Annotated in this window: 13 protein-coding genes; 9 read left to right on the top strand and 4 right to left on the bottom strand. The window is 59.3% G+C overall.

Annotation, left to right across the window (positions count from 1 at the left end; genetic code table 11):
• Positions 1-47: 47 nt before the first annotated feature.
• From Q363_RS02005 to Q363_RS01985, 5 genes are all read left to right on the top strand, one after another.
• Positions 48-662, top strand: a complete 615-nt coding sequence (locus Q363_RS02005) for a hypothetical protein (RefSeq protein WP_035347398.1) — start codon at positions 48-50, stop codon at positions 660-662.
• Positions 652-1,047 carry a transcriptional regulator gene (locus Q363_RS02000; protein WP_035347397.1) on the top strand — a complete coding sequence of 132 codons (396 nt, stop codon included), beginning with the start codon at positions 652-654 and terminating at the stop codon, positions 1,045-1,047. The genes Q363_RS02005 and Q363_RS02000 overlap by 11 nt, the downstream gene beginning before the upstream one ends.
• A 118-nt stretch (positions 1,048-1,165) precedes the next feature.
• Positions 1,166-2,524 (top strand): cell envelope integrity protein CreD, encoded by a 1,359-nt coding sequence (gene creD / locus Q363_RS01995; RefSeq protein ID WP_084079853.1) that lies wholly within the window; start codon positions 1,166-1,168, stop codon positions 2,522-2,524.
• Positions 2,525-2,668: 144 nt separating this feature from the next.
• Positions 2,669-3,271, top strand: a complete 603-nt coding sequence (gene ruvA, locus Q363_RS01990; protein ID WP_035347394.1) for a Holliday junction branch migration protein RuvA — start codon at positions 2,669-2,671, stop codon at positions 3,269-3,271.
• Between the two features lie 331 nt (positions 3,272-3,602).
• A complete protein-coding gene (locus Q363_RS01985; protein ID WP_051978235.1) occupies positions 3,603-4,949 on the top strand; it encodes a glycoside hydrolase family 5 protein in 1,347 nt (448 codons plus the stop codon).
• Positions 4,950-5,321: 372 nt separating this feature from the next.
• Here Q363_RS01985 and Q363_RS01980 read toward each other — a convergent pair whose 3' ends face one another.
• Positions 5,322-6,023, bottom strand: coding sequence for an LVIVD repeat-containing protein (locus Q363_RS01980; protein WP_157466470.1), 702 nt, complete (start codon positions 6,021-6,023; stop codon positions 5,322-5,324).
• Between the two features lie 172 nt (positions 6,024-6,195).
• Between Q363_RS01980 and Q363_RS01975 the strand changes: the two genes are divergently transcribed.
• The 4 genes from Q363_RS01975 (at position 6,196) to coaBC (ending at position 11,396) form a co-directional block, all read left to right on the top strand.
• Positions 6,196-7,617 carry an FAD/NAD(P)-binding protein gene (locus tag Q363_RS01975; protein WP_051978234.1) on the top strand — a complete coding sequence of 474 codons (1,422 nt, stop codon included), beginning with the start codon at positions 6,196-6,198 and terminating at the stop codon, positions 7,615-7,617.
• Positions 7,614-8,885, top strand: a complete 1,272-nt coding sequence (locus tag Q363_RS01970; protein ID WP_035347390.1) for a chloride channel protein — start codon at positions 7,614-7,616, stop codon at positions 8,883-8,885. The genes Q363_RS01975 and Q363_RS01970 overlap by 4 nt, the downstream gene beginning before the upstream one ends.
• Before the next feature lie 85 nt (positions 8,886-8,970).
• Complete coding sequence (locus tag Q363_RS01965) at positions 8,971-9,903, top strand: LysR family transcriptional regulator (protein WP_035347388.1); 933 nt, start codon at positions 8,971-8,973, stop codon at positions 9,901-9,903.
• Positions 9,904-10,124: 221 nt separating this feature from the next.
• Entirely contained in the window at positions 10,125-11,396 is a 1,272-nt protein-coding gene (gene coaBC / locus Q363_RS01960; protein WP_035347729.1) for a bifunctional phosphopantothenoylcysteine decarboxylase/phosphopantothenate--cysteine ligase CoaBC, read from the top strand.
• 793 nt (positions 11,397-12,189) lie between these two features.
• On the opposite strand, the gene Q363_RS01955 is transcribed toward coaBC, so the two are convergent.
• The 3 genes from Q363_RS01955 to Q363_RS01945 form a co-directional block, all read right to left on the bottom strand.
• Positions 12,190-15,858 carry a TonB-dependent receptor gene (locus Q363_RS01955; RefSeq protein WP_035347385.1) on the bottom strand — a complete coding sequence of 1,223 codons (3,669 nt, stop codon included), beginning with the start codon at positions 15,856-15,858 and terminating at the stop codon, positions 12,190-12,192.
• Positions 15,859-16,241: 383 nt separating this feature from the next.
• Positions 16,242-18,428: an amylo-alpha-1,6-glucosidase gene (locus Q363_RS01950; RefSeq protein WP_035347383.1), complete on the bottom strand. Its 2,187-nt coding sequence runs from the start codon at positions 18,426-18,428 to the stop codon at positions 16,242-16,244.
• Between the two features lie 28 nt (positions 18,429-18,456).
• On the bottom strand, positions 18,457-19,527 hold the full coding sequence (locus Q363_RS01945) for a glycosyltransferase family 4 protein (protein ID WP_035347727.1): 1,071 nt from the start codon (positions 19,525-19,527) through the stop codon (positions 18,457-18,459).
• Between the last annotated feature and the right edge of the window lie 308 nt (positions 19,528-19,835).

Here is a 19,835-nt window from a genome sequence, read left to right as displayed (position 1 = left end):
ACAAGCGCCCCCTCTCCCTATACTTTGCATTGTAAAGTGACTCGTCCATGAACGAACTCTACAGAGCGCTCGGCGACATCAACTGCATTCGCAAGCAGATGGCAAGCGCCACGGAGTTCCGCGGCTACGGCCCCGCAACCCTCGCCACCACGAGTGCCTTCGCCGTTCTCGCCGCGTTCGTTCAGCAGCGCTTTGTGTCGGACGCGGCCAGTCATCGTTCCGCATATCTCGTCATCTGGATCTCGACCGCAGCCTTGTGCTGCGCCTTGACTGGCGCGCAGATGTTCACACGCTCGCGGCGTATTCACTCAGCCCTCTCCGATGAGATGATCCGCATGGCCGTCGAGCAGTTCCTGCCATCGCTCGGCGCCGGACTGCTCCTTACCCTCGTACTCACGCACTACGTTCCTCACAGCGCGTGGATGCTTCCCGGAATGTGGCAGATCGTCTTCAGCCTGGGAATCTTCTCGTCGTGCCGCTTCTTACCCCGGCCCATGATTGCGGCCGGCACCTGGTATCTGCTCACCGGCCTCGCCTGCATCGCGATCGGCGGACCGCGTGCTCTCTCTCCCTGGGCCATGGGGGTTCCCTATGGAGTGGGCCAGCTGCTCGTCGCTGCGATCCTGCTCTTCTCTACGCTGGAGGCACCCGATGAAGCCTAAGCCTAAGCCCTCATCCACTGAAGGCCGCTTTGCCTACGAGGGGCTCGACCGCGTCATTCATGAACGCGCGCGCCTCAGCATCCTAACCTCTCTGGTCACCAATCCCAGGGGACTGACCTTCAACGACCTCAAGCAGCTATGCGCACTCACCGACGGCAACCTGAGCCGGCATCTCGACGTCCTCGAAAAAGGAACGCTCGTCGAAATCGTGAAAGGACACGACCGCAACCGTCCGCAGACGGTCTGCCGAATCACATCCTCAGGGCGCAAACGCTACCTCGAGTACCTCTCTACGCTCGAACAGGTAATCCGCGATGCCGCGAAGCAGGTGGAAGACGAACCCGCATCACCACTCACTCGCCGCCTCACACCTTCGAGGGTATGAATATTTTTTTGGCCACTAACTTTGCAATGCAAAGTAATCTGCTTCACGAAAGGAAAGCCTGGTGAATCACTCATCGATACTGCCATCGAACCTGCAGGAACAAATTAAGCCGAGGTCCATGGGCGTCAAGCTTATCGTCGTCTGCGTGCTGGCCATGTTCATGGTTATCCCGTCGTTCTTCGTCACCGAACTTGTAAGCGACAGAACCCATAGCGCCGCCGAGGTCACCAAAGAGATAAGCAGCCACGTCGGCGGCCCGCAGACGTTCCTCGGTCCGACTCTCGCCATCCCTTACACCGTTCCACCACGCACGCCCTCCGAGTTCGCGAGGCGAGGCATCTATCTGGTCTCGCCCGCACAGGCCTCCGCTGTTGTGAAGACCACGACCGAAGAACGTCGCCGCTCGCTCTTTCGCGTACCGGTATTCCAGGCCGATCTGAAACTCGATGCCGCCTTCGACCTCAAGGGAGTGCCTGCTGCAGCACCACTTGGTGCGGAACTTGACTGGGGCCAGGCAGAGATCGTCGTTGGCGTAAGCGATCCGCGCGGTGCATTGTCCGACGCCACACTGGCGACGGACAACAGGACCTCGACCCTCGTACCGGCTCAGTTGGCCCAGAACCTCGTCATCGGTGGAGACGAGAACCATCAGGAGAAGCTGGTCCTGTTCGGAGCGAAGGTCGGCGACATCGCCAGACCGGATGCGGCCTTCCACGCTACATCCACACTCCGGTTCTCCGGAGCGGAGCGCATCGCCGTGCTCGCCTACGGCAAGACAACGCGTCTCACTGCACGGGGCGACTGGCGCAGTCCGGGCTTCGGAGGCGGAATCCTCCCCACCAGCCGCACCATCTACAACAACGGTTACAGCGCAGATTGGACCGTGCCCTTTATCGCCCGCGGTATCCGAGCCGAAGGTCCTGCCGACTCCTTTGCCGGGCTCAACACAACTGCGCTCGGAGTCTCCTTCATCGAGGTCGCTGACCCCTATCAGTCCGTCAGCCGCTCGCTCAAATACGTACTCCTCTTCCTCGGCCTCGTCTTCCTCACTTACTTCGTCTTCGAGGCCACGACCGGCAAGCGTGTTCACCCTGCACAGTACATCCTCGTGGGAATCGCGCAGATCATCTTCTATCTGCTCCTTCTCTCCCTGGTGGAGAGAATCGGGTTCGGCCTCGGCTTCCTCCTCGCAGGCGCGGCCACGGTCACTCTGCTCTCGACCAATGCCGCATGGGTCTTCTCCAGCCGGCTGCAGGGCTTACGCGCCTTCTTCGTCTTCACTCTACTCTACGGGCTCATCTATATGTTGTTGCGGCTCGAGGACAACGCGCTGCTCGTCGGGGCGGTCGCAAGCTTCCTGGCACTCGCAGCCGTCATGTACTTCACCCGCGCAATCGACTGGTACAGCGCTCTTCCTGGAGCGAGCACCTCACCGCAACCCGCAGTGCCTCCGCCGCCTCCGAGCAGGACGGCTTAAGCATTGGTAGCCGGGCGATGCGTCGCAGTTTACTCCCGCATCGCCCGCCTCCAATGCTGAAATGCAATAAACGGCCTTCCTCCACGATGACTCCCTCTTCGCCTCCACTCCGCTGATCGCATCGCGATTTACAATCGCCAGAGCATGATCGCTCACCTGCGCGGCCGCCTCCTCTCGAAGTCCCCCAACCAGGCCATCGTCGAATGCAGCGGCGTCGGCTACGACGTGGCCATCTCCGTCGCCACCTTCTCCGAACTCCCCGCCGAGAACGCCGAAGCCACGCTCCACATCCACACCCACGTCCGCGAGGACCAGATCGCCCTCTTCGGCTTCGCCGCCCCCCAGGAGAAGCGCCTCTTCGAGCGCCTCCTCACCATCTCCGGCATCGGCCCCAAGCTTGCCATCACCGTCCTCAGCGGCATCTCGTCCGACCGCCTCGTCGCCGCCATTCGCGGTGGCGACCACGCCACCCTCACCAGAATCCCCGGCATCGGCAAGAAGACCGCCGAGCGCGTCGTCCTCGAGCTCAAGGACAAGCTCGACGATATGGCCGTCCCGGAACTCGCCGGCGCAGCCGGCGGGCGACATCACGGCCCCGCCGCCGACGACGCCCTCTCCGCACTCGTCAACCTCGGCTACCCCCGCCCCGTCGCCCAGAAGGCCATCGAGACCGCGATCGACAAGAACCCCTCCGCAGCCGGAGACTTCGAGACCCTCTTCCGCGCCGCAATGGCAGCCATCCGCTAGCCGCCCACGATCCTCCCCACAATCCTTAATATCTGCACATTTCAGGTCATCTCGATGGCCAGGTAGTTGCACTCCTACCTGCACGGAAGCGTGAACGAGCGGGTGGAAGGATCAGAAACTCCCCTCGCCGGGCATTCCTTTCCCAATTTGGGTACCTTCTTACATGATTACTATTGCTTTATCACCATGGTTACCATATAACTCGCGGTACTGCATAACTTAGCAGCCTCGGATCACTTTTCTCCCGGGGATCCTTACTACCGAGCTGGGCAAGGCAAGCGTTATCGGACATAGGTTCGCACTTCGCGGCTCGCACGAAATGGAGAACCCGATGAGCAGCATCTCCGCCTTCTTCCTCGCCATCCTGCATTTCCTCGCACTTACTTGGGCAACGATCCATCCTGCCGTTCCCCCGAACCATCATTCCCCCGCGGTTCGAGTCCTGACCACCCAGGTTCGATATCAACAGTCGCTCCCGAGCGACGACCAGTCCAACGTCGTCGATGCCTCCGTGCGAGCCTCTGACACCGGCTACTGGCACACGAGCGGCAGCCAGATCCTGAACAGCCGCGGCCTCACCGTGCGGATCCAGGGCATCAACTGGTACGGCTTTGAGACCGTCCGCGAGATCCCCGGCGGCCTCACCCTGCAGGACTACCGCACCATCCTCGACACCATCCGCCGCAGCGGCTTCAACACTGTCCGCATCCCGCTCTCCAACCAGATGCTCGAGCAGCCCATCGTCCCCTCCAGCATCGGCTTCATCAACGAGCGCGGCCCCATCAACGAGCCCCTGCGCGGACTGAACTCCCTCGAGATCCTCGACCGCATCATCGAACACGCCGGTTCGCTCGGCCTGAAGGTGATCCTCGACAACCACCGCTCCGAGGCCGGCAACTCCGCCGAGCAGAGCGGCCTCTGGTACACCCCCGACTTTCCCGAGACGATGTGGATCGCCGACTGGCAGCGCCTCGCCCATCGCTACGCCAACAACACCACCGTCATCGGCTTCGACCTCCGCAACGAGCCCCACAACGCAGCCGGCGGCGGCGCATGCTGGGACTGCGGTGGCGACCGCGACTGGCATCTCGCCGCCCAGCGCGCCGGCGACGCCGTCCTCGCCATCAACCCCCGCCTGCTGATCTTCGTCGAAGGCGTCGACGCCGTCGATGGCGACTTCTACTGGTGGGGCGGAAACCTCGAGGGAGTGAGCCGTTCGCCCGTGCGCCTCTCCGTCCCCAATCAGCTCGTCTACTCGCCCCACACCTACGGGCCCAACGAGTACCGCCAGCGCTGGTTCAACGCATCGACCACCCCTGCCAGCCTCGAGGCCGTGTGGACGCGCCACTGGGCCTTCATCAGCCAGCGCGGCATCGCTCCCATCTGGGTCGGGGAGTTCGGAACCGGCAACCGCATCGACGACATTACCGGCGCCGCTCCCGGATCGCAGGCCCAGTGGTTCCAGTCTCTGGTCGCCTTCCTCGGCCGCAATCCCGAGATCAGCTGGACGTCGTGGGCGCTCAACGGCGAGGACAACAACGGCCTGCTCGACGCCGGCTACGAAGCGCCCGCCAACGCGCTCAAGATGCAGACCCTCGCCAGCCTGATGTCGACAACGCCCGCCACAGGAACGGTCGCACAGATCAACTCACCGGCATACGGCCGGACCAGACAGTAAAGGTTGCTGAAGTCCATCCTGCTTAAGGGCATGGCTTCAGAGCCTGTCGAGAGCACGGCTTCAGAGCCTGCTGAAAACTCGCCGCTTTGAAGAGGCGCGGCTTTCGTCGCGCCCTTCATTTCTCCTACAAAAGTGTCATCCTGAGGAGCGAAGCGGAGTCGAAGGACCTGCATTTTGTCCTTGCAGCTACAACACCGCTCGGATTCACAACTCATCACGCATCCGGCCGCACCGCCGCACTCAATCGCAGAGCCATCATCGCTGCGCGCAGCAGCGGCCCTTCGCAGATTACCATCCAACAACCACGAAGGCCGCACGCCATGATCGGCAGTACGGCCTCTCTCCTTAATTGGGAATCGCTTTGCCATGGACTCAGTTTCCCTGCATCTGCATCTGATGCACCTTGTAGTCGTTCTCGACACTGAGGCGTCTTATAACCGTAAGCCCGTTGCGGCCAAGTAGAAACGTGGTGCCTGTTTCATTGTTCGTCGCCCGATGTCTCACGTCCTTGACTGTGGCGAGTTGAGTCGGAGCAGAAGCGGCGATATCGATCACCTGGTAGTCACGCCCAACTGCAGAGACGTACTTGTAGGGTTGGCTCGTGACGAGAAGACCGCTCTCTCCCAAGGTCTCAGCCGGGCCGAGATCTGTCACCGTCGAGATCACCCGAAACACCGGCCTCTTGGCCTTCCGTAGATCGAGCACGGCTTCCTTCTGACCGTCACGAAAATACACGAGTTCAGCATTGTTGCCGAGAGGACGAACGAAATCAAAAGCGCCCTCTGCTGCCAAAGGCGTGCTTACTACCAGCTTGATGCGAGCCGGATCCGTAACATCGAAGACGGATAGGCGAGCGCCTTGCTGCTGCTCGACATAAAGATACGTGCTTCCTGCATTGTCGGAGTGAAGAAAGAGTGAGTTGCCCGGTGCCTGCGCCTGCTCCGGTAGATCACGGGCCTCCATGACTACCAGTTCCTTCGACCTCGAGTGGATCTCTGCCTCTGCTGTTGATGTTAGGACTGCTGCTGCGGCAACTAAGCCAAGCGCAAGTGTGGATTTGATGATGGGGTTCATTGTGTTTCTCCTTTTCGAAATCCAGTTTTGCTCCGCTGAGGCCGTCATGTCCAAGTAGTAAAAGTGATGCGGTATAAGCGTGGGATTCTTCGGAATCGATGTCGAAACCCTGCTTATATGGCATAAGGATTTGCGAATTCCGTTGGCGCAAGTTTCGTCCTAATGTCGAAACATGGCTACACGGAAAGAACCAATCACGACAATCGCAATCATCGGTGGAGGGGTAAGTGGAACCCTCACGGCTTTTCACCTGGTTCGGCAGGGAACGCCGGCACGTGTAATTCTCATCGACCAGCGACCTGACTTCGGGCTTGGCCTGGCGTATTCAACTCCGAGCCTCCGCCACCTGCTGAATGTTCCCGCGGGGAAGATCAGCGCACTGCCCGATCAACCAGACCACTTCCTCAATTGGCTTCGCAGGAATCATGACCCGGCTGCAACGGAGAAAACCTTCGCTCCACGAGCGGTATTTGGACAGTACATCCAATCTCTCCTGAAATCGGCGAGCCAGCTCGAACAGGAGATCGCAACAGTCGTTGATGTCCGTCAGCAAGACTCCGGGGCCGTGCTTACGTTGGATAACGGATGCGAGCTACGGGCCGACCTCATCGTTCTGGCAACTGGAAACTTCGATCCAGCTCCTCTTCCGGAAATCACGAAGGCCGCGTCCGATTCGGGTTTGTATCGCCACAATGCATGGGCGGCGGAAACTTACGAGGGATTGGATCCCGACGCGCCTGTTGCTCTTATCGGAACAGGTCTGACCGGGGTCGATGTCGTGCTGAGACTGCGTGAACTCGGACATCGTGGAAGGATCATTGCCGTGTCTCGTCACGGCATCTTTCCGAATCGGCATGACGACTACACACTCCTGAGTTCAAGTGCAATCCCATCGGATACACCCGCCACCTGCGTCGCGTACCTCCGCGCTCTTCACACTGCAATTCGTCGAGGTGCGGAGTGGAGAGCCGCTATCGATAGCCTCCGTGAAACGACCAACGAACTGTGGCTCCGTCTCCCGATCGGGGAAAGGAAGCGCTTTCGTCGCCACCTGCAGCGCAGATGGGATGTGGTACGCCACCGCATGGCGCCGCCGATTGCCGACATCATTGAGTCCGAGCTTCGGAACGGCACTCTCGAGATCCGCGAAGGCCATCTGAAGACCGTCGATGCCTCCCCTCGAGGCGCGCACATAACTCTTCGCGCACATGATGACAGTGAGAGCTTCTATGCAGATCGAGTCATCAACTGCACTGGACCGAGCATGAACTACCGCCGCGTCCCTTCCACTCTTCTCCAAAATCTGTTCAAGAGAGGACTCGTAACCTCCGGTCCTTTAGGTACTGGATTCCATTGCTCGCATGACGGAGCGGTCATCGACGCTGGTGGTCACGCTTCAGAAATCATCTTCAATCTCGGCCCTGGCCGGCAAGGCGACCTTATTGAGTGCATCGCGGTTCCTGAAATCCGTCAGCAGGCCGTTGAGCTTGCCTCGACACTCGTTGATCGCATGAGGTCGCAATACGTACTCCCTGAAAAGACGGCGACAGGATCTGCAACACCGGAGTTAACCGGAGAGTGGGTAACAGCATGACCACCGCAACGGTCACCAACGTCAGAGGCACTGAGCGGGCGGTGACACCGTGGCTGGCATCCACTGGTTGGGCTATTGTTCTTGGAGCAGCTAGCGGCTCGGCCTGTGTTGCAATAAGGCTCTTCTTTCGCCTTCTTCAGTGGGTCTTTGTTCAGCAGACGGGAATGTTACCGATCGCGGCAGCAACGCTGCCGCCCGCGCGTCGTATCTTGACCCCGATCATCGGAGCGGCGTTAGCAACCCTTGTGGTCTGGATGATGCGGAAGTGGGCACCGGACTTGCACTTTGAAGAATATGTGGAAGCCGTTCGTCTCAGAAATGGCCGAATTCCTCTTCTTTCGACACTTTGGCGGACTGCCGCCTCTGCCTTTTCCGTAGCCACCGGCGCGGCGATCGGGCGAGAAGGATCGATGATCCAATTCGCTGCTGCAATCTCCTCATGGGTGGGAGAGCGATCTCCCCTACGGAATCTGTCGTTGTCGCGGCAGGTAGCCTATGGCGCTGCAGCCGCGGTAGCGGCAGCCTATCAAGCACCGATCGCCGGAATATTCTTCGTCACAGAGATCCTCCTGGGTGAGTGGGCCTGGTGCGACATTCCTCAACTGCTCTTGGCCTCAAGCACTGGTTGGCTCATTAGCCGCTTCGTACTGGGTGCTGGCCCTCTCTTCCCGGTAAGGGGATCACTGCTGATGACGCACGATCTGCTTTGGGTTCTCCCACTGGCTCTTGTTCTGGGCGCCGTTGGCCCGGCCTATCAGAAGCTTCTTCATTTCTCCGCAGCAGCGAAACGTCTGCCCTTCGCACTTCTGTGGAGTGGCCTCGCAGTGGGTGTTCTCGCTCTGATCGAGCCTAAGGTCTGGGGAAACGGCGACGCCGCTCTCCTGAGAATTCTGCAGAACAAAACGATGCTCCTTGGAATCTTCAGTGTGTTTACCTTTCGCCTGGTCGCTACAACCTTCTGCGTGGGAACAGGCACGGTGGGAGGAGTTTTCACGCCTACACTGTTCGCCGGTGCTGCCCTCGGTCTCGCGACAGGTCACTTACTGCACACTCCGGAGCCGTCGATATTGGCTATCTGCGGCATGGGACTACTGATGGCTGCTGTGACGCACGCTCCATTAATGGCAGCTCTGATGGCGGTAGAACTTACCGGGCAATGGCATCTCCTGCCGATCATTCTGCCCTGCAATCTGCTCGCCTCGTTGATTGCTCGTACGATCTCGCGTGAGTCCCTATACGCCATTGCCAGTCCGGAGCCAGCGCAATGAAAGATAGGTCGCGACATACAAAACTGTGATCATCAAACAGGCGTGAACCTTTGGACTTTCAAGGGAGACAGGAGACGGATAGGTCATGATAGAGAATTTCCGCATTCGAGTATTCAGGGCGGTCGCACAGCATCTGAACTTCAGCCGGGCCGCAGAAGAACTGTTGCTCACGCAACCCGCAATCACCCAGCAGATCAAGGCGCTTGAGGATGAGTTCGGCGTACCTCTATTCGATCGCGGCGGTGGACATATCACGCTGACAGCCTGCGGAAAGACGCTGCTGCCCTTTGCAGAGAGAATGAAGGAACTCTCTGACGAAGCGTTTGCCGCGGTGGCCGAGGCATTTGGACAACATGCGGGCGAACTCGCTCTGGGAGCCTCCCAGACCATCGGTCAATACCTCCTGCCAACGTTCGTAGCTGGATTTCGGAGGACAAACCCTAAGGTCAAAGTCACGGCTCGCAGCGGGAATACAGATGAGATGCTCGAAGCCCTCCTCGCGCGAGAGATTCAGCTCGCTCTCATCGAAGGCCCGGAAAAGCGTAAAGACCTCCATATAGAACCGTTCATGGACGATCACATGGTGCTGGTTGTCCCCGCAACTCATGGATGGGCCAATCACGATATCACGGTAGAGGATCTGAAGAGCGAACCTTTGCTCATGCGCGAATTTGGCTCCGGCTCAAGAAGAGTGGTGGAGCAAGCGCTTTCGAAGACCGGAGTGAAGACGAAGGATCTGACGATCAGCATGGAACTCGACTCGACCGAAGGTCTGTTGAACGCGGTGGAAGCCGGTCTTGGAATCACCTTCGTCTCGAGGTGGGCAGTCCGATATCAACTCTCGCTTGGAACGCTAAAGATCGCTAGAGTACACGGGTTGAAGCTGTCAAGGCGATTCTCGATGGCATATCCTGCCGGTCCAGAACCAACAGGTATCGTCGGAATCTTCCGGACATTCTTGCTCTCTCAAGCGACGGAAATGGCGCCAAAAAGGATAGCCAGAACAAATGCCTTATAGTTGCTACTGAGTCCAGCCATCAGGAGCATTGGACCAACAGCCTTGGTCTCCGCGGATACGACCTCCCTGGCTCTTCGCCGGTGGCTACCTCACTACGGCTTTGCTTCTTCTCGCTCTCGTCTTCCTCCTTCGCAGATTGACCCGGTAACACTGTCCTCGTCGAACGAGTCGAACTCCGCCTGATTCCCATCCAAAAGGCGTATACATAAATGGGAACCACCATGAGCGAGCAAAAGCACGAACGACTCAAAGTCACCGTCGCCGTCACCGGAGGCATCGCCGCCTACAAGGCCGTCGAGGTCGTCCGCCAGCTCCAGGACTCCGGCCTCGACCCCCACGTCATCATGACGCGCGCCGCCGAGGAGTTCATCCGCCCCCTCACCTTCGCCGCCATCACCGGCCACAAGGTCATCTCCTCGCTCTGGAGCGAAGACGCCGGAGCGCAGGGCGCCAGCGAGATGCCCAGCACCGAGCACAGCAGCGTCGAGCACATACGGGAGGCCCAGACCACGGCCGCCCTCATCGTCGCGCCCGCCACGGCCGACGTCCTCGCCAAATTCGCCCACGGCATCGCTGACGACTTCCTCACGACGATGTACCTCGCCACCACCGCGCCCGTCATCGTCGCGCCCGCCATGAACGTCGTCATGTTGCAGCACCCAGCCACGCAGGCCAACCTCGAGACTCTCCGCCAGCGCGGCGTCCGCATCGTCGAGCCCGGCTCCGGCTACCTCGCCTGCGGCATGGTCGGCGGAGGCCGCCTCGCCGAAGAATCCTCCATCGTAGCCGCCGTCGCCGAAGCCCTCTCCCCCACGCCAGACCTCGCCGGCGAGACCATCCTCATCACCGCCGGAGGAACCCGCGAGCCCATCGACCCCGTCCGCTTCATCGGCAACCGCTCCTCCGGCAAGATGGGCTACGCCCTCGCCGCCGAGGCCGCGCGCCGCGGAGCCCGCGTCCTCCTCATCTCCGCCCCCACCGCGCTTCCCGCGCCCCCCGCCTGCCAGCTCGTCCCCGTCACCACCGCCGACGAGATGCGCTCCGCCGTCCTCGCGCGCCTGCCCGAAGCGACCATCGTCATCATGGCCGCCGCCGTCAGCGACTACCGCGTCGCCAACGCCGCCCCACAAAAGCTCCGCCGCGAAGGCCCCCGCACCCTCACCCTCGAGCCCACCCAGGACATCCTCCACGAGATCGCCAAGCGCCGAACCCCCAACACCCTCATCATCGGCTTCGCCGCCGAGACCGAGGACGCCGTCGCCAGCGGCCGCGCCAAGCTCTCCCGCAAAGGCGCCGACGCCATCGTCGCCAACGACGTCTCCGGTACCGCCACCGGCTTCGACTCCGACCAGAACGCCGGCTGGTTCCTCACCCCCACCGAAACCCTCGAGATCCCCCGCGCCCCCAAAACCCGCATGGCCGCCATCATCCTCGACCAAACCCTCCGCCTCCGCACAACCCACCACGCCCCCACCCAAGAACTGTCATCCTGAGCGGAGCGCAGCGAATTCGAAGGACCTGCATTCTTCCGGACCGCCACAAGAACCGGGTGCCCCACATCTCGATTCTGAGATGTGGGTTCGCAGGATGCCCGCGCAGCAAACCCAGTGTCAGAGAAGATGAGGGCGTCATTCCAAGCGAAGCCGGAGTCCCTTAATAAGGCGTCATTCCGAGCGAAGCCCCGAAGGGGCGCAGTCGAGGAACCCCCGCATTTTTTCCGGACCGCCACAAAAGCTTCGCGAAAACGCCGGGTGCCGGGTGCCCCACATCTCGATTCTGAGATGTGGGTTCGCAGGATGCCCGCGCAGCAAACCCAGTGTCAGAGAAGATGAGGGCGTCATTCCAAGCGAAGCCGGAGTCCCTTAATTGAGGCATCATTCCGAGCGAAGCCCCGAAGGGGCGCAGTCAAGGAACCCCCGCATTTTGCCCGAACCACCACAAAACCCTCGCGAAAGCCCAAAAACCATTGTCAAGCCCCCCACGCCCACCAAAAACTCCCCTCAACCACCCCCAACCCACCTGAAATAAGCCACTTCCACCATCACAAATAAATCCGCGAAAAGCGCCAATCAATTACCCCCAATTCGCTAAACTGGAAGTAATAGAAAAACAGAAAGATAGGGCCGGCAGATCAGCCGGTCCTATCCCTTTTCGATTCAAGATTTTGACCTATAAACCGCCTGCTTTCAATATTTTAGCCCGCTTAAATCGCGCAAAATACTGAAACTAAATAACTAACGGAGATTAAGGGGAGGGGGGTGCCCCTCCTCCCGGATCAAGACCAGGCTAGAAGTTGAACCTCCCCGAGAGCTGCATCGTCCTCGGCCCGCGGTCGCCCGTCAGGTTGCCGAACGTCGGAGACGTCTGCGCCCCTCCAGCCACAGTTGTCGCATCGAACCGCACAGTCGTATCGACCTTGTTGAACGACGCGTGGTTGAAGACGTTGTAAGCCTCCGCGCGAATCTGGAACATCATCCCCTCGTGGACCGGGAAGTTCTTGTTCACGGCCATGTCGAAGTTGTTCGTTCCCGGCCCGCGGAAGACCGTCGACCGCGTGATTCCCGGCGTATCCTCCGTCGGAATCTGCCGCGGCGTAGGCATCACGAACGCCGACGCGTTGAAGTAGCGCGTCACCGTGCGGTCGCCCTTGGCCAGCTTCGGATCGACGTTCACGATCGCCCGCGCGCCGTCGCCGCCGCCCGTAAGGTTCACGCCACCCGTGTTGAGCGTAATCGTCTGCGGAGCGCCGCTGATGAACTCCGCGATGCCCGAGTACTGCCAGTTGTCCAGCAGGAACCGCGTCGCGAAGTTCGAGAAGTGCGAGCTTCCCCTCGGAAGGTCCCAGCTCCAGTGCGCGACGAAGTTGTTGGTGCGGTCGAAGCTCGCCAGACCCCAGTTCCACCAGCGATGCGGCTGATACACGCCCACCGCTCCGTTGACGCTATCGTTGTCCGTCATCACCTTCGACCACGTATACACCACGCCGAACTGCAAGCCCTTCGCGAACCGCCGCGTGATCTGCATCTGCAGCGAGTGATACGCCGACGTTCCCGAGTACGACCGCAGGTTCACGTTCGAGAACCCCGGAGTCGGACGGAAAAAGTTGTCGCTCAGCGGAACCGGCTGGCAGTAAAGCAGCGCAGCCGAGGCCACCTTCGCCGGGCAGTCCGCCGCCTTGTGCCCCAGAATCGGCGTGAACGTCGTGTTCTGCGACGGATCGACGTTCGCCGGATTGAACTGCGAAAGATACGGAACAGTATTCAAATCGAGCTGCTCGTTCAGGTGACGTCCAAAGGTCCCGACGTAAGACACGTCCACCACCGTCTGGAACCCAACCGCCTGCTGCACGCCCAGCATCGTGTTGAACATCGTCTCGATCGGACGGTTGAACTGCAGAATGCGCGTCGCCTGCGGGCTGATCAGCGTCGTTCCGCTCGAGCACGCCGAGCCGCTGCAGTTGTTCGAAAACTGCCGCGCGTCACCGTAGTTCTGCACCGGGTTGTAGACCAGCGGAGCGATCAGCGAGTAGTCGCCCACCGTGCCGCCGCCCTCACGCGTGTTGTAAAACAGGCCCGCGCCGCCGCGTATCGCCGTCTTGCCGTCGCCGCGCATATCCCACGCGAAGCCCACGCGCGGAGCTACTAGCAGGCCGTTGCTCTCGCGCAGCGACCACGGATAGTTCGGGTCCGTGTTCACCACCACGCCGTTCGAATAGTTGCCCGAGTTCGGAACGAACTGACCGATGTACACCGCGGGCAGATACGGATTGGTCGCCGATCCTGGCGGTCCAGCGATCGCAGGGTTGATGATCGCCGCTCGGCCCTTGGGCCCGGCGATCGGCTGATAGAGCTGCGGCACCTTGCTCGGGTCGTAGCGGCTCTGCACAAAGCCCGCGCCCTGGCCCTTGTTCAGAACCGTCGGGATGTCGTAGGTGAACCGCAGGCCGTAGTCGAGCGTGAACCGCGGAACCACCTTCCAGCTGTCCTGCAGGTACCACTCCACCACGTACCACTGCGGGTTGTAGTCCACCGTGTTCGAGCCCTCGGTGTACGAGTTATAGGTACCCAGGATGCCGTTAGCGTAGGCATAGCCGGTATCAACCGGATTCGAATTATTCGTGTCGAAGCTGAACTGCCCATCGAACGTGCTGCCGATGTGGCGCTGCAGATAGTTGCCCTTCTGGAAGTAGAAGCCGGCCTTCGACGTGTGGCGGTTCCACACCTTCGTGATCGAGTCCTGCACCTGCCACGACCGCGTGTCGTTCGACAGCGGGAAGCGGTTGTCGAAGAGAATCTGCGGGCTGTTGACGACCTGGAAGCCCGCGCTGCCGCCCCAGCTTGCGCGCGGAACCAGGTTCAGCGGATTGTACGTCGGGTTGTACTGACCCATATTCATCCCCAGCTTGTCGCGCTGGAACTTCGCGAGGTCGCCGTCGTTCGAGAACCGCGAGGTCTCGTTCCAGCTCGCAAACCCGATGTTCAACTCGTTGATCAGATTCGGGCTGGGAATAAACGTCAGGTTCAGGCTGGCGTTCTTGCCCGGCGTCGAGTACACAAACGGAACGCCCCACTGCATCGCCGCATTCACCGAGGCGACGTTCGCTCCATTCTGCTCCGTCGTCGTCCGCATGCCGCGGAAGTATGCGTGCAACTTCTGCGAGATGTTGTAGTCCACGCGAAGCACCTGCTGGTTCACCGGCGTCTTCACCGAGCCCTGCGTGACGTAGTTGTACTTGCCACCGTTGGCATCCCCGAGATAAGTGGGATTACCTGTGGGAAGAATCGCCAGCAGTTTCTGGGTGTCGGGGTTAATGCGGCTGGGAGGGATGACAAGCGATGGGAAGCAGCCCGGATCGCCAGCCTTGGCGCAAGGAACCGTCGGGCTCACCTTCGTCGGGTCCTTGAGGAATGTGATCGGCTTGCCGCTCTTATCCACGCTGGCGGAGAAGTTGCCCTGCTTCTCCAAGGCCGTCGGCATCATCCAGTACAGTAGCGCGCCCGGTTTCGTCGTCGGCCAGTGCTCCTGCGACCAGAAGAAGAACATCTTGTCTTTGTTCGTATTGAACACGTGCGGAATGTAAGCCGGACCGCCGATGTTGTAGCCCACCGTGTTGTATCGCGTGCGCGGACGATCCACCAGCGTCTTGTTCTTGTTGAAGTAGTCGTTCGCGTTATACGCCTCGTTGCGGTTGTAGTAGTACACCGAACCGTGGAAGTTGCGCGTTCCCGACTTCGTCACCAGCTCAACGATCGACCCCGCAGCCTGTCCGTATTCCGCCTGGTAGTTGTTCAGCAGCACCTTCACTTCGCCGATCGAGTCGTAGTTCGCTCCCGTGTCGAGAATCGCGCCGCCGCGCGTGTTGCCCGTCGTGCCGTCGATCGAGAGCGAGTTGTAGTCGCTGCGAACGCCGTTGATGTTGCCGGCGTTCTGCTGGCCCAGCTGTCCGGTCGAAGGATCCTTCACCACACCCGGCAGCAGCCGAAGCATCGAGGTGACGTCGCGCGACTGCGTCATCAACGTCGTCAACTCCTTGGAGTCGACCACCGCAGACCGCTCGCTCGACTCCGTCTGGATCGGCGTCTGGTCTGCCTGCACGTCCACGCTCTCGGTCACCGCTCCGATCTCGAGCTGGATGTTGCCCGCCGCGAGGCGCTCGGAGGCGTGCAGCGTCAGGTTGCGCTTCTCATACTTCTTGAAGTTCGACATCGAGACCGAGACGGTGAACGTTCCCGGCTGCACCGCGACGAACACAAACTCGCCCGATCCCTCCGTCCTGTCGCCGCGGACCTCGCCCGTAGCCTGATTGGTCAGCGTCACGACAGCGCCCGGAATCGCGGCTCCCGTTGAATCGACGACGCGGCCGGAGATCTGTCCGCTGGAGGTCTGCGCCGGGCTGCCGAGCGCTAAACCGAAGATTATGTAAACGATTACACTTAGCCTCAAAAAAATCTTCATCTCTTACCACTCCCGCTCGCCACCGAACGCACAACGTCTCACGCCGGTCGTTACGAGCCATCCTGACTCTGGAACGATTGGCAGGCTGAATTGCCTGGTTTTATGGTCCGGCCCAAACTGTAGGTGTCGCTAAAAACGATTGTCAAGATGTTTCCCACAAAAGTGTCACTTTTGGGAAACATCGTTTCAATTAGCGAAATTTAGTCGCAAAACAGCCCATAATTGCTTCATCTACAGGAGGTTATCTCCATTTCACTAGCAAAAGACACGTTTTACGCAGGCATATTCGAGCACTGAAAAGGGCCTCAACTCGATGCCTCGAAAAGAGCAAGGCTCTTCAAGGCATCTACGCACGAGCTGGTGGATGATCCTGCAGGGTCAACCTATTTGAAATCCTGAATGTCTACTTCTCCCGATCGGCGCAAAACATTAACCCCAACCGTCGACGCATATCGCTCGAATGCGATGTCGATCACAACCGAATCTCGTATACGCAGGTTGCGCACTTCAACGCGCTCAAGGGCCGGCGGGAGAGCACTGTGATAGACGCGCAACCGTGAGTCCTTAGCCGAGATCGAGAGCCCCAGACAAGCCTGCAACGCCATGAAGACCGCTCCCGCGCTCCATGCCTGCGGAGCGCAAGCAACTGGATACAAGGTCGGTCCTATGCCTGGCCGGCGCGAAAAGCCACAGATCAGTTCGGGCAAACGGTGCAGATCAACGAACAGCGATAGATCCATCAGTCCTGACAGCACGCGCAATGCAACATCTTTCTGCTGGAGATGCTTCGCTCCGAAGGCGATCAAGGCATTATCGTGTGGCCATACCGAGCCATTGTGGTAGGACATCGGGTTGTAACGCTTCTCTTCCGTTGCAAGCGTGCGAATCCCCCATCCCGAAAACATGCCCGGCGAGAGTAAGGATTCATGGGTACGAATGATCTGCGAACTCGAGGCGATCCCTGAAAACACGCACTGTCCCGCATTCGAGCTGCGAACCCGGCACGGACGCTTCTTACCGTCCAATGCCAGGACAAACATGCCCAGTTCATCGGACCAGAACTCGGCGGAAAACTTACGACGGAGCTCTTCGGCCTGCAGCGTGAGACTCGCTGCAAGGTCAGGATGTCCAAGATGCTCGGCGACTGTAGCGATCTGATTCTTGGCCGCATAAACGTAAGCCTGAACTTCGCAGAGTGCGATGGGGCCATTTGCCAGCGTTCCGTCGCTATAAAAGACCGAGTCCTGCGAGTCTTTCCATCCCTGCTGCAGCAGTCCTGCATCGTTCTGTCGTGCATACTCTACAAACCCATCTCCGTCCAGATCTCCATAGTTGTCGATCCACTCCAGCGCAGCCTGGATATTTGGCCAGATACGGCGCAGAAACTCCGCGTCTGCCGTGCGCTCGTAATAGGCCGCAGCGAGGAGGACGAAGAGCGGCGTCGAATCGACGCTGCCGTAATACTGGCCAAATGGAACCTCGCGCAACTTTGCCATCTCCCCTTTACGTGTCTCGTGGAGGATCTTACCTGGTTCTGCATCTCGTTCTCGATCGAGGTGCGTCGCTTGTGTTGCCGCCAGATACGACAGGACTCCCTTCGCGACCTCGGGAGCGAGCCATAGCAGTTCCATCGCGGTAATAATTCCATCACGGCCAAACGGGGTACTGAACCACGGAACACCTGCATACGGATATGGACCAAAGTGTGTCCGGGATACCATCATGCTCAAGTCGGCTCGCGAACGATTGAGCCAGTCATTGAACTGCTCATTGGATGTGTAGATGTCGACGTCGGCCAGACAGGAAGCGTTCTTCTCGCTATGAATGCGCAGCAAAGCGTCATCGAAGAAGACCGCCTCTCTTCTGGTGCCATTGCATTCGCAGTAGACATTCAGCGTGAAGATCATCTCCTGCTCTGGCCTCAGGCGCACAGGCACCGTGATCCCTCCTGACGTGCCCGTGGCTGATGTCTCTGAGCAGTGGATTCTCGTGCGCCGCACAACATGATCGAGGCCCTCGTAAGCCAGCACAACCATGTTGCGCTCTGCCTCTTCGGTAAGATAGCGGCCGCGATGCGGACGCTTTTGTCCTCGAACTTCGAAGATATCCCTGAAGTCTGCTCCAAATGCGACCGAGAGATCCGTATCAACGAGATGGTGACCGAAGTTATTAATCGTGATCTGCTCCAGGCAGATACCGTCGCCAAGAAACTTGTTGCGGCTCAGATGCAAAGTGCCTCGCGGCAAGGAAATCTCAGGGGTCAGATCCATATCTGGATTTGTCAGATCGACCGCCACCATCACGTTGTCCTGGCCGGTAACGGAACTCAGCAGCAGAGGTTTGTGCCCTCCAATCAGAAGCTCCAACCGCGATAGATACCTTGTCTCCTGATGGAATAATCCCTGTTGTCCCAGTCCAACGGGCTGAAAGTCTCCATACCGGTCGAAGATCGCAAACGTATCGTTGTGCAGCAGGACCAGCGTGCGAGCATCGGCGAGCGAGGATTCGGCTCGAATATAAAACTGATTTTCGAATTCGATGACGTCAGCCTTCGGGTCATTCCTGGGCATGCTCCCTGCTCTCCTGCGAGTGCTCGGTTTACGCAGCTGAGGAGCCTATCTCTCCCGCCATGAGCTCGGATTCTCCGCTGCGAACCTTTTGGTAGAGGTTGATGTAATCCTGGCACATACGACGCGAACTGAACCTCTTTTCAAAGACTCGCCGGATCATCCGGCGATCCAGCATATCGATCCGTCTCACCGCATCTGCTGCTGCATCCAGGCTGTCGACGATGTAGCCCGTGATCTGATCGTCGACAACCTCAGGGACCGAACCCATTCGATAGGCAATTACCGGAGTACCGCATGCCATCGCTTCGATCATCACCAGACCGAACGGCTCCTGCCAATCGATCAAAAAAACCAGGCCGAGGGCATCTCCTAGAAATTCAGCCTTCTCGTGTTCGCCAATTTCGCCAAGATACTCGACCAGGCTGTGATCCAACAAACTTCGTATCTCGGAGTCGAAATAGTCCTTGTCTACAGTATCGATCTTTGCCGCAATCTTGAGCGGTATACCGACCCGCTTTGCTAACTCGATCGCCCGGTCAACACGCTTCTCCGGCGAGATGCGTCCCAGAAATGCAAGGTACTTTCCTTTGTCGTAACTGGGCGTATAGAGCCGCTCCGGCAATCCATGATGCACAGTCCCGACCCAGCTGGCCCAACTCATCGGCGCTCTTTGGGAGTCAGAGATCGAGACGATGTTCATGTCTGAAAACTCTCGAAAGAGTGGGTGAATATCTGTCAGGTCCAGCCGCCCGTGCAGCGTCGTCAACGCTGAAACACCCACACGGCGCGTTACCGGGAAGTGCAGATAGTCGATATGGAAGTGCAGCATTTCGAATTCGTTCGCTTCCTGGGCCACGGTTTCAAGCATGCGGATATGGTGCGCCAGCGGATCGACCACACCTTTGCCCTGAAGCCGAAGTGCTTTCTCACACACCGGGCGAAGGTCGGCCAGGGTCTCCGAATCGGCACTTGCATAGAGCGTTACCTCGTGTCCCTGACGAACCAACTCGTCTGTGAGGTAAGAAACAATGCGTTCCGTTCCTCCGTAGAGCGTGGGAGGTACGCTTTCATAAAGCGGCGCTATTTGGGCGATCTTCATAACGTCTCTCACGACTGGAATATTCTCGTGCATCCAGGGCAGAGCACCAGCTTCATACTCTTTCCACTCGCGCCTGGCTCGTTCACGATTTCATCAATCATTGCCGCCAGATGGTCCGGCAGCTACTGTGCCGGTGAGGACGTGGCGAGCGATCTGAAGCGAGCGTCCTTTGAGCGGAGTGGGCCTGGTTGCATTCGGTCGTACTTAGCCCAGATGCGCCATCGCGGAAAGCACTCGCGGCCGAAATCTCAGATATTCTCTGCGATCACGTGCATAAGCACCTATCGAGCCGGTGTTAGCAAAAAAGA

Origin of the sequence: Edaphobacter aggregans DSM 19364, from assembly GCF_000745965.1 — a bacterium.
GTDB lineage: Bacteria > Acidobacteriota > Terriglobia > Terriglobales > Acidobacteriaceae > Edaphobacter > Edaphobacter aggregans.
Note: the sequence above shows the minus strand (reverse complement) of the source record. Positions and strands in the feature narration are given on the sequence as shown.